Source organism: Brevibacillus parabrevis, assembly GCF_022701015.1.
Taxonomy (GTDB): Bacteria; Bacillota; Bacilli; order Brevibacillales; family Brevibacillaceae; genus Brevibacillus; species Brevibacillus parabrevis.
Genome location: NZ_CP064090.1, coordinates 650,191 through 664,977 on the forward strand (window position 1 = coordinate 650,191; position 14,787 = coordinate 664,977).

Consider the following 14,787-nt stretch of genomic DNA (forward strand, 5'->3'; position numbering starts at 1 on the left):
GGCGTTACCTCCCTTTGTACCGGAATCTTACTCGTCGTTCAAGCTTCCACCTTCGAGAACGAGGTTCAGTTTTTCACCGTTGCCTTCATCCTCATCTTCCATTTCACGCATTTCAATCTCCTGCTCGTCGCCGGACAGGATTTTCACGTCCATACCCAAGCTTTGCAGTTCCTTGATCAGAACCTTAAACGATTCAGGAACACCTGGCTCTGGCACGTTTTCACCTTTGACAATCGCTTCGTACGTCTTCACGCGACCCACGACGTCATCCGACTTGACGGTGAGAATTTCCTGCAAGGTGTAGGCTGCACCGTAAGCTTCCAATGCCCAAACCTCCATCTCCCCGAAACGCTGTCCGCCGAATTGAGCTTTACCACCCAATGGCTGTTGAGTAACGAGAGAGTATGGACCGGTAGAACGGGCGTGAATCTTGTCATCTACCAAGTGAGCCAGTTTCAGCATGTATACGCATCCGACCGTTACACGACGATCGAACGGTTCACCTGTACGTCCATCGTACAAGATGGTTTTACCATCACGGTCGAGGCCAGCCTCTTCCAAAGTCTCGAATACTTCTGCCTGACGGGCACCGTCGAATACAGGTGTCGCCACATGGATGCCGAGAAGCTTCGCTGCCATACCCAAGTGAGTCTCCAATACCTGACCGATGTTCATACGGGAAGGTACGCCCAACGGGTTCAGTACGATTTCAACAGGAGAGCCGTCTGGGAGGAATGGCATATCCTCTTCTGGCATGATCCGGGCAATAACCCCTTTGTTACCATGTCGTCCGGCCATCTTGTCACCCACGGAGATTTTCCGTTTTTGGGCGATGTAGACACGAACCAGTTGATTCACGCCTGGAGGCAGCTCGTCGCCGTTCTCACGCGTAAATACTTTCACGTCTACGATAATACCGGAACCACCATGCGGTACGCGCAGGGATGTATCGCGAACTTCACGGGCTTTTTCCCCGAAAATGGCGTGCAAGAGGCGTTCTTCCGCAGTCAGCTCGGTAACCCCTTTTGGCGTTACTTTACCAACGAGAATGTCGCCGTCTTGAATCTCAGCGCCGACGCGGATAATACCGCGCTCATCCAGGTTTTTCAGAGCGTCTTCCCCGACGTTTGGAATATCGCGGGTGATCTCTTCTGGGCCCAGCTTGGTGTCGCGAGCTTCGGACTCGTATTCTTCAATATGGATCGACGTATAAACGTCATCCTTCACAAGCTTCTCACTCAGGAGAATCGCATCCTCGTAGTTGTAACCTTCCCACGTCATAAACGCGACGATTACGTTACGACCCAATGCCAATTCACCTTTTTCGGTGGAAGGACCGTCACCAATGATGTCGCCTTTTTCAATCCAGTCTCCGCGGCTTACGATCGGACGCTGGTTGATGCAGGTTCCCTGGTTGGAACGGATGAACTTGTGCATTTTGTATTTGTCGATATCGCCAGCAACTTTCTTGCCGTCGATTTCTTTATAGCGGCGAATCCAGATTTCGCGAGCCGTTACACGCTCAACTTGACCCGGATGCTTGGCAACGATCGCCACACCGGAGTCTTGCGCTGCTTTGTGCTCCATACCCGTACCGACGAACGGTGCTTGTGGAATCAAAAGCGGAACGGCCTGCCGCTGCATGTTTGAACCCATCAGCGCGCGGTTCGCGTCATCGTTCTCAAGGAACGGAATGAGCGCCGTCGCAACGGATACAACTTGCTTAGGCGATACGTCCATGAAGTCTACCTTGTCGCGAGGCACGCTCAAGATCTCGCCTTTACGACGGCAGATAACCATGTCGTTCACGAAGCGTCCATCATCATCGAGAGGCTGGTTCGCCTGCGCCACGTTGAAAACATCCTCTTCATCCGCAGTCAGATAGACGATGTCCCTCAGCACAAAGCCTGTTTCCGGGTCTACCTTGCGGCGTGGCGTTTCAATGAAGCCGTAGTCGTTAATGCGCGCAAAGGACGACAGCGAGTTGATCAAACCGATGTTTGGTCCCTCTGGCGTCTCAATTGGACACATACGACCGTAGTGAGAGTGGTGAACGTCGCGCACTTCAAAGCCCGCGCGCTCACGCGTCAAACCACCAGGTCCGAGAGCGGACAGACGGCGTTTGTGCGTCAGCTCAGCCAATGGGTTTGTTTGGTCCATAAACTGAGACAGCTGGGAGCTTCCGAAGAACTCTTTCAGCGACGCAATAACAGGACGGATGTTAATCAGAGCCTGCGGCGTGATTTGGTTCTGATCCTGAATGGACATACGCTCGCGAACCACGCGCTCCATACGGGACAAACCGATACGGAACTGGTTCTGCAAAAGCTCACCCACGGAACGGAGACGACGGTTGCCCAAGTGGTCAATATCGTCAGTGGAACCAACGCCATGAAGCAGGTTCATGAAATAGTTGATCGCCGAAACGATATCCGCCGGCGTAATATGCTTGAAGGATTTATCCACATTTCCGTTTCCGATGACTTTGATGATCTTGCCATCTTCAATCGGAGAGAAAATATTAATGGATTGCAGATGAATCGTCTCTTCTTCCAAAACGCCGCCATGCGTACGAACATCAAGGAAACCAATGTTGGTTTCCAACGCAGGCACAATGCGATCCAGTACGCGGCGGTCAATCATTTGTCCCGCCTCGGCAAAAATTTCGCCGGTTTTGGTATCGACCAATGTTTCAGCCAAGCGTTGGTTGTACAGACGGTTTTTCAGATGAAGCTTTTTGTTCATCTTGTAGCGACCTACAGAAGCCAGGTCGTAACGTTTTGGATCGAAGAAACGAGAGATCAAGAGGCTCTTCGCGTTTTCGACTGTTGGCGGCTCACCCGGACGAAGGCGCTCGTAAATCTCGATCAGCGCTTTTTCCGTAGAGTCGGTGTTGTCTTTTTCCAGCGTGTTCTTGATGTACTCATCTTCACCCAGCAAGTTGAGAATCTCGATGTCGGAACCGAAGCCCAGTGCACGCAAAAGAACCGTTACCGGGATTTTTCGCGTACGGTCGATGCGGACATAAATTACGTCTTTCGCATCGGTCTCCAGCTCCAGCCACGCACCCCGGTTCGGGATTACCGTAGCTGTAAACGTCTGCTTGCCGTTTTTGTCCACTTTGGTGTTGTAATATACACTGGGGGAACGAACAAGCTGGCTGACGATTACGCGCTCAGCACCATTAATAATGAAGGTTCCCGTTTCGGTCATGAGCGGGAAATCCCCCATGAAGACTTCTTGTTCCTTCACTTCTCCCGTCTCTTTGTTCAACAAACGTACCTTCACACGCAGAGGCGCCGCATAGGTGACGTCACGTTCTTTCGACTCGTCAACATCGTACTTTGGCTCTCCCAAGCTGTAGTCGATAAACTCCAGCACGAGATTGCCAGTGAAGTCCTGGATTGGCGAAATGTCTTGGAACATCTCACGGAGCCCCTCATCAAGGAACCATTGGTAGGACTTTTGCTGAATCTCGATGAGATTTGGAAGGCCCAGCACTTCGTTAATACGTGAATACGTACGACGCTGGCGGTGTCGGCCACTTTGAATCACTTTACCTGCCAACTTATTCACCCCTCAGGTTGTGTTTTCACACATAGAAACTTGGCATTCGGCAATCTTGCAATTGCAGGCGAACACCTTAAAATAAAAATGGGTTAAAGCAGCATCAACCATTTTTAACCCAGAGAAACTCTATTTTAAAAGAATTCCCATGTTTTTACACAAACATTCCTCTTTCAGGAAAAAAGTAGAAACGCTTGACAAACAGGGAATTACTGAAAAATAGACATTTATCCCATATTGACATTTTATAATGCTACCACAATCAAATATTCACGTCAAGAAAAGTTTTCTAATGATTGTCGCTTGACTATTTGATTGCGCGAAAAATGGAGTAGCCCTTTTCCCGATCCACTTCTATCACTTCACGGTAGGTTTCTTGCAGCTTTTTCAATGCAGACGGGGCGCCTTGCTTTTTCTGAATGACTACCCACATCTCTCCACCTTCAACGAGCAACTCATGTCCTTCAGTAAAAATGCGATGTACAATTTCTTTGCCCGCCCGAATCGGCGGATTGGTCAAAATGACGTCGTACTGCTCACCTTGCACGGCACTGTAAACATCACTGACCCGCACTTCGATATTTTTGATTCCGTTTCTTTCGGCATTCCGACGAGCCAGGTCAACCGCACGCTCGTTCACATCGATCATCGTCACTTTTCCTTGGTCAGCCAGCGTGGCAGCGGTCAAGCCAATCGGCCCGTAGCCGCACCCCACATCCAAAACCCGAGCGTGACTGCCGATCTCCATGTTTTCGATGAGCAATACACTGCCAAAATCAATCCGGTCCCGGGAAAAAACACCGGCGTCAGTGGTGAAGCGAAGCTCCCTCCCGCGAAGCACAAACGAAAATTGCTGTTCGTCATGCGCCGTTCCCGGTTGACTGGTGTAATAGTGATCTCCCACGTGTGATTCACCCTTCCTCATCGATTGAAAAAAACTCGCCGTCCTCTTACAGAAAAACCCCCTGCCGCAGGCAAGGGGAATTTCTAAAGAAAGCTAACTTACTTCACTTCTACTTGTGCGCCAGCTTCTTCGAGTTTTGCTTTGAGAGCTTCTGCTTCGTCTTTGGAAACGCCCTCTTTGAGTGTTTTTGGAGCGTTGTCTACCAGGTCTTTTGCTTCTTTCAGACCCAGACCAGTCAGCTCGCGAACAACTTTAATAACGTTGATTTTGGAAGCTCCGCCGCTTACCAGGTTTACAGTGAACTCAGTTTGCTCAGCAGCAGCTTCAGCAGCGCCACCAGCAACTACAGCTACAGGAGCAGCAGCAGTTACACCGAATTCTTCTTCAATTGCTTTTACCAAGTCGTTCAATTCGAGAACGGACATGCCTTTGATGGCTTCCAAGATTTGCTCTTTAGACATTTTGAAATCCTCCATTCAATGGATAGTTTTATTGAAACATCAGCCGATCAGACGATTAAGCGCCTTGACCTTCTTTTTGCTCGGCCACTGCTTTGACTGCCAGTGCAACGTTGCGCATTGGAGCTTGCAGGACGGAGAGAAGCATGGACAAGAGACCTTCGCGGGAAGGAAGAGTTGCCAGTGCATGAATTTGTTCAGCACCAACTACTTTGCCCTCGATCACGCCACCCTTGATTTCCAGCTTGTCGTTTTTCTTCGCGAATTCAGCAATAACTTTCGCTGGAGCGATGATATCGTCTTTGGAGAACGCCAAAGCGTTCGGGCCAGTCAGATATTGATCCAGTTCAGTCAAGCTTTCTTTTTCAGTAGCCAGACGAGTCAGGGAGTTTTTCAACACCTGGAACTCAACACCAGCTTCACGCAGTTGTTTGCGGAGCTCAGTAACTTGGGCTACAGTCAGACCGCGGTAGTCAGCCACCACTGTGGTTTGGCTCTCGCGGAGCTTGGCTGCGATTTCGTTGATCGCTTGTACTTTCTCTTCACGAATAACGGTTGGACGAATTTCTGCCATTGTTTACACCTCCCGTGCTCTAATCCTAGAAAATGAAGAATGCCCTCGCAGACATCACGAGGGCATAATGCTCTATCGTCAAAGGAAATCAATGTTTCCTCTTTCGTACATTACACGCCTCGGAGGGATATTAAGCGTTACTCTCGCAAGTACCGCACCTTCTGTCTACGGCATATTCTTTTCATCAACAGGGACTATCTTAACAACTTCCCAAAAGGAAGTCAAGTGTCATTATTTTACAGCTACGCGTACGCCAGGGCCCATAGTGGAGCTCAGGGTTACATTTTTCATGTAAACGCCTTTAGCCGCAGCTGGTTTCGCACGGTTCAGTGCTTCAGTCAGAGCTGCCAGGTTCTCAGCCAGCTTATCAGCATCGAAGGATGCTTTTCCGATAGGAGCGTGGATGTTACCTGCTTTGTCTACGCGATACTCAATTTTACCTGCTTTGATTTCGTTAACCGCTTTTGTTACGTCGAAAGTAACAGTTCCGGTTTTAGGGTTTGGCATCAGGCCTTTTGGACCGAGTACACGACCCAATTTACCTACTTCACCCATCATGTCAGGAGTAGCTACTACGACGTCAAAGTCGAACCAGCCACCTTGAATTTTCGCGATCATGTCTGCATCGCCTACGAAGTCAGCGCCAGCAGCTTCTGCTTCTTTTGCTTTTTCGCCTTTAGCGAATACGAGAACGCGTTGTACTTTACCAGTACCGTGTGGCAGTACTACAGCGCCACGGATTTGTTGGTCAGCACGTTTAGGGTCTACACCCAAACGGAATGCTGCTTCAACTGTTTCGTCGAATTTAGCAGTAGCTGCTTTTTTAACCAGCTCAATGCCTTCAACTACTTCGTATACTTTGTTTTTATCAACGAGCTTTACAGCCTCTTGATATTTCTTACCTTTTTTTGCCATGATTTAAATCTCCCTTCAATGTGGTCGTAGCGGTTAATCCTCCCACAGACAGGGGGGCACAACGTCTGTGCCCCCTTGCACTCAAGACAATTAGTCTTCGATTACGATACCCATGGAACGTGCAGTACCTTCCACCATGCGCATAGCCGCTTCCACGGATGCAGCATTCAGGTCAGGACGTTTCAGTTCAGCGATTTCGCGAACTTTATCACGTTTCAGCGTAGCAACTTTTGTTTTGTTCGGTACGCCGGATCCGGACTCGATACCAGCAGCTTTCTTCAACAGAACTGCAGCTGGAGGAGTTTTTGTAATAAAAGTGAAAGAGCGGTCTTCAAACACGGTGATTTCCACCGGAATGATCATGCCAACTTCGCTTTCTGTACGTGCATTGAATTCTTTACAGAACCCCATGATGTTTACACCAGCTTGACCGAGTGCCGGACCTACTGGAGGTGCAGGATTCGCTTTACCTGCTGGGATTTGTAATTTAATTACGCGGATAACCTTCTTAGCCACGTAAGACACCTCCTTACTTCACATGTGGTTATTACGGGGGAATGCCCCCTCCCACCTTATTAAGAAAGTCTCGTAAAAGACTTTCGATCTATAGTGAGAGTGCAAGAAACCCCAGATATTGTTGTGGGATTGTTAAAACAAAATGAAATGTACCACATAGCGCGATACTTTTCAAGTTGAATCCTAATCCAATTTTTGAACTTGTGTAAAGTCTAGCTCCACCGGTGTTTCGCGACCGAAGATGTCCACCAATACGCGAACCTTCTGTCTGTCCGGGTAAATCTCGATAATCTCCCCGGTGCGATTAGAAAATGGACCATCTGTGACGCGCACCATATCGCGGAGAGCAAAATCGACTCTGATCTTGGGAATTTCGATCCCCATTTGCTTGAGAATCGTATCGGCCTCTTCAGGACGCAGCGCTGTCGGCTTAGAGCCAGCGCCCGTGGATCCGACAAAGCCGGTAACCCCAGGAGTGTTTCGCACGACATACCAAGAGTCGTCCGTCATCACCATTTCAACAAGGACGTATCCAGGAAAAACCTTTTTCGTGACGGTGCGCTTTTTGCCATCCTTAGTCTCCACTTCTTCCTCAGTGGGAACGAGAACGCGAAAGATCTTGTCTTCCATGCCCATCGACTCGACGCGCTTCTCCAGGTTCGTCTTAACCTTGTTTTCGTAACCTGAGTACGTATGAACGACATACCATGCTTTTTCCATATCCACCAGGACGTTAACCGTCCGTCCCTCCTAAGACTTGCAAAATTACTTTCCTAGAATCAAATCGATCAAGCGCGAGATTCCCAAATCAACGACGAAGAAGAATATTGCCAGAAGCACAACCGTAATGAGAACAACCAGCGTATACGTGGTCAATTCCTTGCGGTTCGGCCAACGGACTTTCTTTAGTTCGGACATTACGTCGCCAAAGAAATCACCGGTACGGCGAAAACTGGCTCCGATTCGTGCTAAAAAACCCACTTTGCCACCCCCTGACTTCGTCGCATCAACCATTACTTCGTCTCGCGATGAAGGGTTTGCTTCTTGTCACGGGAGCAATACTTTTTCAGCTCAACACGTTCAGTAGTGGTTCGCTTGTTTTTTGTGGAGATATAGTTACGCTCGCCACACTCGGTGCACGCCAACGTGATGTTTACTCGCATTTATTGCCACCTCCATCTCATTTCAAACCTGCTATTCGTTAAATGTACTCAATGACAAATAGTACGGGAAAACCGCTACTTTTTCCTGACCATTTCATTCATCAAAGTAACCATAGAACAGAGAGATAAGAGTCTATGGCTACCTAAATAAATTTATCATACCGAAATACCCATGTCAAACAAAATGACTTGACAAAAAGAAGGGCTTTTGCTTCCATATTCACCCGAAGTCTCGTTATGTACAAAGCTTTTTGGCCCCAATGACGCGAAAAAACAAAAAGAGATTCCCTGTTTTACAGATGAATCTCTCTGCCTTCCAGATAGCGTTCCAGCTTGCGCTTGACGCGTTGCAACGCATTATCGATAGATTTGACATGGCGCTTTAGCTCAACGGCAATTTGCTGATAGGATCGTCCATCCAAATAGAGCATCAGCACCTGCCGCTCCAAATCACTTAAAATTTCACTCATTTTCCCTTCGATGTCATCAAACTCTTCGCGATTGATGAACAGCTCTTCGGGATCGGTTACTTTAGTTCCAGAAATCACATCAAGCAGCGTACGGTCAGAATCCTCGTCGTAAATAGGCTTGTCCAGCGAAACGTACGAATTGAGCGGAATGTGCTTCTGCCTGGTCGCCGTTTTGATCGCCGTGATGATTTGACGGGTAATGCAAAGCTCGGCAAATGCCTTGAACGACGTGAGCTTGTCGCCTCTGAAGTCGCGAATGGACTTGTACAGACCAATCATGCCTTCTTGTACAATGTCTTCGCGGTCAGCCCCAATAAGAAAATAGGATCTCGCTTTGGCACGCACAAAGTTCTTGTATTTGTTGATCAAATACTCCAGAGCTTCGGCATCATTATCGCGAACCAGGTCGACTACTTCTTCGTCGGTCATTAGTTCATATTGGGCATGTTTTAACTCCTTGAGGTCAACGCTCACAAATGATCCCTCCGCCAACCGGTTTCTCCATAGATGACGCTATTATACATGATGCCATAAAAAAGCGTCAACCGAATCCAAGTTATTCCCTTCTCCATTTTTCGAATATTTTCGCTATTTCGTCATTCAGCACAACCCGTTTGGAGAAGCGTTCTTCATGCGTTTTTTGAACCTGTTGCTTGATTTCCTTGCCTGCGTTTTCCATGTCCAGCAATAACTCCCTCGCGGATTTGCGCAAGGCTCCCTGTCCAAAAATAACACGTTGGGATGTGTAGTCAGAAGTCGCTACATAAATTTGTCGATTTTTTTGGTTAAATTCGGAGACAAGCTGTTCAATTTTCTCGTCAGCCGTCTCCTTTTTCTTCGTAAAATAAATTTCAACCAGAAAGTCTTCCATCTGCCGACCGATACCCGGGACGTTGTACGCGTCGAACACGATAATCACTTTTGTCCCGGTGTAGCTTTGGTACTCTGCCATTTGGGAGATTAACAGATCGCGCGCCTCAGCCATCCGTTCCTGATCCTTCAAAACGCGCAGCTCTGGCCAGGCACCGATGATATTGTAGCCGTCTACGATCAACAGCTGCTTGGCTTTTCTTTTTGCCATTTTACTTCACCCGCGTCGGAAGTGGACTCCTGGAGCGATATACTTCATACATCAACAAAGCAGCAGCTACAGAAGCGTTCAGAGAGGTCACATTTCCCGCCATCGGAAGGCTGTAAAGGAAATCACAGTTTTCCCGTACGAGGCGACTCATCCCTTTTCCTTCGCTGCCGATGACGATTGCGAGCGGCATCGTGTAATCGCCCTGGCGGAAGTCCTGCTTGGCACTCGCGTCTGTTCCTGCAATCCAGACTCCCCGTTCTTTCAATTCCTCCATCGTGCGCACGAGATTGGTGACGCGCGCAACCGGCACGTAATTGATTGCTCCGGCAGAAGCTTTTGCCACTGTTGCGGTCAGGCTGACCGATCTGCGCTTCGGAATGACGACTCCATGCGCTCCCACAGCATCCGCCGTACGCATGATCGAGCCGAGGTTATGCGGGTCCTCCAGCTCGTCCAGCAGCAAAATAAACGGCTGCTCGCCTTTTTCCTCTGCCCGTTTCAAAATATCGTCCACTTCGACATAATCATAAGCAGCTACCGATGCCACAACTCCCTGGTGGTTGTCCGTCGATACGAGCTGATCCAGCTTTTTGCGGTTAGCTGTCGTCACGATGACCCCGTTCTCTTTTGCCAAAGCAAAAACGGGTGCCATCAGATTTTTGTTGGTCCCTTCCGCAACCCAGATTTTATTGATAGTGCGCCCGGACCGCAGCGCTTCAATGACGGGGTTTTTCCCCAAAATCCACTCTTCACTCATGCCTTACTCTCCTTCCACAATAGCAAACGCCTGTTGCACAATTTCTGCGATCCGCTCTTCTTTTCCGCACAAATACAAGTAGCCAATCAGCGCTTCAAAGGCCGTGGCATGCCGGTAGTCGATAATGTCGGCATTTTTGGCGGTAGAACCAGACTTCGCATTCCGTCCCCGCTTCACCACATTCAACTCATCCTCCGGCAATGTCGGCATCAGCGTAAGCAGCACATTGGCCTGTGCCTTGGCTGACACGTAACGATTGGCCGCCTTGTGGAGCTGGTTAGGTTTAACCAGCCCCTTGGCGATCAGATGGTACCGCACGCAATGCGCATAGGTAGCATCGCCCAGAAAGGCGAGCACGAGTGGATTTGTCAGGTTGGGATCTCGGGTCAATTCTTCTTTTTGCATCTTGTTTCTTCGGCCCCTTATTTTCGGCGCCAGCGAACACCTTGTGGCGTGTCCTCAAGCACGATTCCTTTTGCCGCGAGCAAATCGCGAATTTCGTCAGAACGGGCAAAGTTTTTCGCTTTGCGCGCCTCTGTGCGCTCTGCGATCAATGCGTCAATCTCGCTGTCCAACAGCTCTTGCTCTTCTGCAACGATCAGCCCAAGAACCTCTGTCAACTCCACGATCAGCTCCATGTAAGCGCGCACCTCGGCCGCCCCTACATTTTGATGGCGCAAGTACAGGTTCGCTTCCTTCACCACGTCGAAAATGACAGTGATCGCGTTCGCTGTATTGATGTCGTCGTCCATTTCGGCGATGAACCGATCCCGCAATTCCGAAATGATACGCGCCTGCTCCCCGGATTGTCCGTTCGGCTCTTCTTCCCTTGCCGTATCCAGACGGTGGGAGAGGTTTGTATACGCTGTTTTGATGCGATCAAGGCCGTTCGCCGCTTGTTCAAGCAATTCGTAGCTGAAATTGATCGGGTTGCGGTAGTGCCCCTGGAGCATGAAAAAGCGGATCAGCTGGCCTCCGAACTTCCCTACCAGATCGCGGGCAAGCAAAAAATTGCCGAGGGATTTGGACATTTTTTCGTTGTCGATGTTGAGCATCCCGTTGTGCAGCCAGTAGCGGGCAAACACTTTTCCGGTAAAGCATTCGGATTGGGCAATCTCATTTTCATGGTGCGGGAACACAAGATCGGTTCCACCCGCGTGGATGTCAATTTCCTCGCCCAAGAACTTCAGCGCCATAGCCGAGCATTCGATGTGCCAGCCTGGTCTGCCGTCTCCCCACGGGCTGCTCCACGTAACTTCTCCTGGCTTGGCAGCTTTCCAGAGCACGAAGTCGAGCGGATGTTCCTTTTTCTCGTTGATCTCGACGCGAGCGCCTGCCTGCAAATCGTCCAGCGGCTGGTGAGAAAGTTTTCCGTATTCCTGAAAACGCCCGGTGCGGAAGTACACGTCTCCCTCACTCTCGTACGCATAGCCTTTTTCGATCAGCCCTTCGACAAACGAAATGATTTCCGGGATCGTTTGCATCACGCGCGGCTGAATGTCAGGCGGCAGAACATTCAATGTGCCGAGGTCTTGGTTGTATCCATCTGTGTAACGGTCAGCCACTTCCTTGACGGTCGTTCCTTCCTCGTTCGCCACCCGAATCAGCTTGTCGTCCACATCCGTGATATTTTGTACAAAAGTCACTTCATAACCGCGATACTTCAAATAACGGCGAAGCGTGTCGAAAACAATAGCCGGACGAGCATTTCCGATGTGAATGTAATTGTACACGGTCGGGCCGCACACGTACATTTTCACCTTGCCCGGCTCCAAAGGAACGAACGGTTCCTTTCGGCGTGTCATTGTGTTAGTCAGCTGAATGCCCATGGTTCTTTTTATCCTCCCTCAAAAGATCCAATTCTTTGCGCAAGTGATCAATTTCCTTTTGCATGAGACGAATCGTGTCTGCAACCGGGTCAGGCATGTTGACGTGGTCCAGATCGTGTTTGACGCGTTTGCCATCCTGAATGACGATGCGCGCCTTGATTCCTACTACGGTCGAATTGGGCGGCACTTCCTGCAAAACGACTGCGCCAGCCCCTATCTTTGAATTATCGCCAATTTTGAAAGACCCCAAAACTTTTGCACCCGTCGCGATAATCACATCGTTGCCGATTGTGGGATGGCGCTTGCCTTTTTCCTTGCCGGTTCCTCCGAGCGTGACACCTTGGTAGATCGTAACATTGTCGCCGATTTCGCATGTTTCCCCGATGACCACGCCCATACCGTGATCGATAAACAGTCCGCGGCCAATGCGTGCGCCTGGGTGAATTTCGATCCCTGTGAAAAAGCGAGCGACCTGCGAAACAATCCGCGCGAGTGTACACCACTCGGCCTTCCAGAGCTTGTGAGCAATCCGGTGCCCCCAAATGGCGTGCAAACCTGAATAGGTCATGACAACTTCCAATGCACTGCGTGCTGCCGGGTCTCTTTCAAATACAGCCTGAATGTCATCTTTCATCTGTGCGAACATAGTTGGGTGGCACCTCCTGCCTGGATTTTCTGCTAGATCTAAGGTCGGAAAAATAAAAAACGCCCCTACCCCTTCATCAACACGAAGGGACAGAGACGGGTTATACCGCGGTTCCACTCTGCTTAGATCGCTGTGGCCTCTGGCTAAAAACGGCCAGACAAACGATCTCGCTCTACATCCCGATAACGGCGGGAACCGATGTCACCTACTGGTGTCGTCCGAAGAGTCCGACATGTTCAGCTCACTGCTCACAGGCGCATTTCCGAACAGGGCACGCTGGATGGTTCTCACCCCACCATCCTCTCTGTAAACGTGTAACCTGACGTACTTCTCCTGATCGTCGCATTCGTTTTATATCATGTGCCTTGTTACAGGCTATTTTCCGTTTTCAATCACACGCTGCGCGCGCGCCAATACTTTGTCACGTCCGAGCAGGAACAAAGTCTCAGCCAAATCGCGGCCATGCGCCTGGCCTGTTGTACCAACGCGTACAGGCATGAACAGCGCCTTTCCTTTGTGGCCTGTTTCCTTTTGCACTTCCTTCAACGCCGCTTTGATGACATCCACATTATATGCATCTTGGGCTGACAGGTGTTTCACAAAAGAAGCGAGGACTTCCGGAAGCTGCGGTTCTTTCAGCACCATTGTCGCTTCTTCATCGTACACCACTTCGTCCAGGAAGAAAAGGGCAGCCAGCGGAACGATTTGTGCACAGTAAGACATTTGCTCCTGGTACAGGGCGACAATGCTGCGTACCCATTCCCGTTTGGCGTCAGACAGCGTCTCTTCGATGAAGCCCGCTTTTTGCAGGTGCGGCACGCACATATCTGTAATCAGATCGAGCGGTTGACGCTTCAGGTAGTAGTTGTTCATCCAGTTCATTTTGGTTGCGTCGAATACAGCCGGCGACTTGCTCACGCGCTCCATGGAGAACAGCTTGACCAAATCATCGATGAGGAAAATTTCCTCTTCGCCGCCTGGCGACCAGCCCAACAGGACGAGGAAGTTCACAATCGCCTCCGGCAAGAAGCCGAGATCGCGATATTGCTCGATGAACTGCAAAATGCTCTCATCACGCTTGGACATCTTCTTGCCGTCCTGATTGAGAATCAGCGCCAAGTGAGCAAAGTCAGGAGCTTCCCAACCGAAAGCTTCGTAGATCATCAGTTGTCGAGGCGTGTTGGACAAATGCTCTTCGCCGCGAATGACGTGGCTGATTTTCATCAGGTAGTCGTCGATTACGACAGCGAAGTTATAGGTAGGGATTCCGTCAGGACGACAGATGACGAAGTCTCCCATTTCGTTCGAGTTGAATGTCACCTGTCCGCGGATCAGGTCGTTTACTACGTATTCGCGGTTGTCCGGCACAAGGAAATGAATGGACGGCACGCGGCCTTCCGCTTCATACTGCGCGCGCTGTTCTTCCGTCACGTGGCGATGCTTCTCCAAAATCCGCGGAGTCTCCCCGCGCGCCAGTTGCTCTTCGCGCTCTGCATCCAGCTCTTCCTTCGTCGCGTAACAGTAGTAAGCCTTGCCTTCCGCAAGCAGTTGATCGATATATTGGCGGTAAATATCCAATCTCTCGGTTTGGCGGTACGGGCCATAAGGGCCGCCCACATCCGTGCCTTCTTCCCATTCGACTCCGAGCCACTTCAAGTTTTTCATTTGCTCTTCATCGGCATTTTCTTTATTGCGCGTTTGGTCTGTATCCTCGATCCGGACAATAAACGAACCGCCGTGATGTTTGGCAAACAGATAGTTAAAAAGCGCTGTGCGCGCACCGCCGATGTGCAAATGCCCCGTAGGACTCGGCGCATAACGCGTGCGGATTTCTTTCGCCATTGATAGCACCATCCTTGTGAATGTAAAAGGCTATGATCTTTCATGAATACGTTTCTAAGGCTTTA

The 14,787-nt window shown here is 49.9% G+C and carries 16 protein-coding genes and 2 other annotated features; all 16 genes read right to left on the bottom strand.

Translation table 11 applies throughout. From position 1 onward, the window contains the following. Positions 1–27 precede the first annotated feature (27 nt). The gene (gene rpoB, locus IRJ17_RS03125) at positions 28–3,567 is read right to left on the bottom strand and encodes a DNA-directed RNA polymerase subunit beta (RefSeq protein ID WP_122966807.1); all 3,540 of its coding nucleotides are present in this window, start codon (positions 3,565–3,567) and stop codon (positions 28–30) included. A 307-nt stretch (positions 3,568–3,874) separates the two neighbouring features. Beyond that, a complete protein-coding gene (locus IRJ17_RS03130) occupies positions 3,875–4,471 on the bottom strand; it encodes a class I SAM-dependent methyltransferase (RefSeq protein ID WP_122966808.1) in 597 nt (198 codons plus the stop codon). 98 nt (positions 4,472–4,569) lie between these two features. Then, positions 4,570–4,932, bottom strand: a complete 363-nt coding sequence (gene rplL / locus IRJ17_RS03135) for a 50S ribosomal protein L7/L12 (protein ID WP_063231119.1) — start codon at positions 4,930–4,932, stop codon at positions 4,570–4,572. A 55-nt stretch (positions 4,933–4,987) separates the two neighbouring features. Continuing rightward, entirely contained in the window at positions 4,988–5,503 is a 516-nt protein-coding gene (gene rplJ, locus IRJ17_RS03140) for a 50S ribosomal protein L10 (RefSeq protein WP_063231120.1), read from the bottom strand. Positions 5,504–5,527: 24 nt separating this feature from the next. After that, positions 5,528–5,692 (bottom strand) — a sequence feature (ribosomal protein L10 leader region). A gap of 42 nt (positions 5,693–5,734) precedes the next feature. Further along, positions 5,735–6,418 carry a 50S ribosomal protein L1 gene (gene rplA, locus IRJ17_RS03145; protein ID WP_122966809.1) on the bottom strand — a complete coding sequence of 228 codons (684 nt, stop codon included), beginning with the start codon at positions 6,416–6,418 and terminating at the stop codon, positions 5,735–5,737. Positions 6,419–6,508: 90 nt separating this feature from the next. Beyond that, a complete protein-coding gene (rplK, locus tag IRJ17_RS03150) occupies positions 6,509–6,934 on the bottom strand; it encodes a 50S ribosomal protein L11 (RefSeq protein WP_005828886.1) in 426 nt (141 codons plus the stop codon). Between the two features lie 183 nt (positions 6,935–7,117). Beyond that, positions 7,118–7,654, bottom strand: a complete 537-nt coding sequence (gene nusG / locus IRJ17_RS03155; RefSeq protein WP_063231122.1) for a transcription termination/antitermination protein NusG — start codon at positions 7,652–7,654, stop codon at positions 7,118–7,120. A gap of 45 nt (positions 7,655–7,699) precedes the next feature. Next, positions 7,700–7,948 carry a preprotein translocase subunit SecE gene (gene secE / locus IRJ17_RS03160; RefSeq protein WP_063231123.1) on the bottom strand — a complete coding sequence of 83 codons (249 nt, stop codon included), beginning with the start codon at positions 7,946–7,948 and terminating at the stop codon, positions 7,700–7,702. After that, positions 7,948–8,097, bottom strand: a complete 150-nt coding sequence (gene rpmG / locus IRJ17_RS03165) for a 50S ribosomal protein L33 (protein WP_003392018.1) — start codon at positions 8,095–8,097, stop codon at positions 7,948–7,950. The genes secE and rpmG overlap by 1 nt, the downstream gene beginning before the upstream one ends. A 293-nt stretch (positions 8,098–8,390) precedes the next feature. Next, the gene (gene sigH / locus IRJ17_RS03170) at positions 8,391–9,041 is read right to left on the bottom strand and encodes an RNA polymerase sporulation sigma factor SigH (protein ID WP_005828894.1); all 651 of its coding nucleotides are present in this window, start codon (positions 9,039–9,041) and stop codon (positions 8,391–8,393) included. An 82-nt stretch (positions 9,042–9,123) separates the two neighbouring features. Continuing rightward, positions 9,124–9,648 carry an NYN domain-containing protein gene (locus IRJ17_RS03175; protein ID WP_122966810.1) on the bottom strand — a complete coding sequence of 175 codons (525 nt, stop codon included), beginning with the start codon at positions 9,646–9,648 and terminating at the stop codon, positions 9,124–9,126. Between the two features lies 1 nt (position 9,649). Next, entirely contained in the window at positions 9,650–10,405 is a 756-nt protein-coding gene (rlmB, locus tag IRJ17_RS03180) for a 23S rRNA (guanosine(2251)-2'-O)-methyltransferase RlmB (RefSeq protein WP_063231125.1), read from the bottom strand. Positions 10,406–10,408: 3 nt separating this feature from the next. Continuing rightward, positions 10,409–10,810, bottom strand: a complete 402-nt coding sequence (locus tag IRJ17_RS03185) for a Mini-ribonuclease 3 (RefSeq protein WP_063231126.1) — start codon at positions 10,808–10,810, stop codon at positions 10,409–10,411. 17 nt (positions 10,811–10,827) lie between these two features. Then, entirely contained in the window at positions 10,828–12,234 is a 1,407-nt protein-coding gene (gene cysS / locus IRJ17_RS03190; RefSeq protein ID WP_122966811.1) for a cysteine--tRNA ligase, read from the bottom strand. Continuing rightward, positions 12,215–12,880 (bottom strand): serine O-acetyltransferase, encoded by a 666-nt coding sequence (cysE, locus tag IRJ17_RS03195; RefSeq protein WP_063231128.1) that lies wholly within the window; start codon positions 12,878–12,880, stop codon positions 12,215–12,217. The genes cysS and cysE overlap by 20 nt, the downstream gene beginning before the upstream one ends. A gap of 88 nt (positions 12,881–12,968) precedes the next feature. Further along, positions 12,969–13,230, bottom strand: a binding site (T-box leader). A gap of 25 nt (positions 13,231–13,255) precedes the next feature. Next, positions 13,256–14,722 carry a glutamate--tRNA ligase gene (gene gltX, locus IRJ17_RS03200; protein ID WP_242773178.1) on the bottom strand — a complete coding sequence of 489 codons (1,467 nt, stop codon included), beginning with the start codon at positions 14,720–14,722 and terminating at the stop codon, positions 13,256–13,258. Positions 14,723–14,787: the final 65 nt, after the last annotated feature.

What these genes read in the sequence shown, in the direction of transcription:
- rplA (WP_122966809.1), bottom strand. Translation starts at nt 6,418, where the DNA reads ATGGCAAAAAAAGGTAAGAAATATCAAGAGGCTGTAAAGCTCGTTGAT.
- cysS (WP_122966811.1), bottom strand. Translation starts at nt 12,234, where the DNA reads ATGGGCATTCAGCTGACTAACACAATGACACGCCGAAAGGAACCGTTC.
- IRJ17_RS03175 (WP_122966810.1), bottom strand. Translation starts at nt 9,648, where the DNA reads ATGGCAAAAAGAAAAGCCAAGCAGCTGTTGATCGTAGACGGCTACAAT.
- IRJ17_RS03185 (WP_063231126.1), bottom strand. Translation starts at nt 10,810, where the DNA reads ATGCAAAAAGAAGAATTGACCCGAGATCCCAACCTGACAAATCCACTC.
- rplL (WP_063231119.1), bottom strand. Translation starts at nt 4,932, where the DNA reads ATGTCTAAAGAGCAAATCTTGGAAGCCATCAAAGGCATGTCCGTTCTC.
- rpmG (WP_003392018.1), bottom strand. Translation starts at nt 8,097, where the DNA reads ATGCGAGTAAACATCACGTTGGCGTGCACCGAGTGTGGCGAGCGTAAC.
- rlmB (WP_063231125.1), bottom strand. Translation starts at nt 10,405, where the DNA reads ATGAGTGAAGAGTGGATTTTGGGGAAAAACCCCGTCATTGAAGCGCTG.
- cysE (WP_063231128.1), bottom strand. Translation starts at nt 12,880, where the DNA reads ATGTTCGCACAGATGAAAGATGACATTCAGGCTGTATTTGAAAGAGAC.
- rplJ (WP_063231120.1), bottom strand. Translation starts at nt 5,503, where the DNA reads ATGGCAGAAATTCGTCCAACCGTTATTCGTGAAGAGAAAGTACAAGCG.
- secE (WP_063231123.1), bottom strand. Translation starts at nt 7,948, where the DNA reads ATGGTTGATGCGACGAAGTCAGGGGGTGGCAAAGTGGGTTTTTTAGCA.
- gltX (WP_242773178.1), bottom strand. Translation starts at nt 14,722, where the DNA reads ATGGCGAAAGAAATCCGCACGCGTTATGCGCCGAGTCCTACGGGGCAT.
- nusG (WP_063231122.1), bottom strand. Translation starts at nt 7,654, where the DNA reads ATGGAAAAAGCATGGTATGTCGTTCATACGTACTCAGGTTACGAAAAC.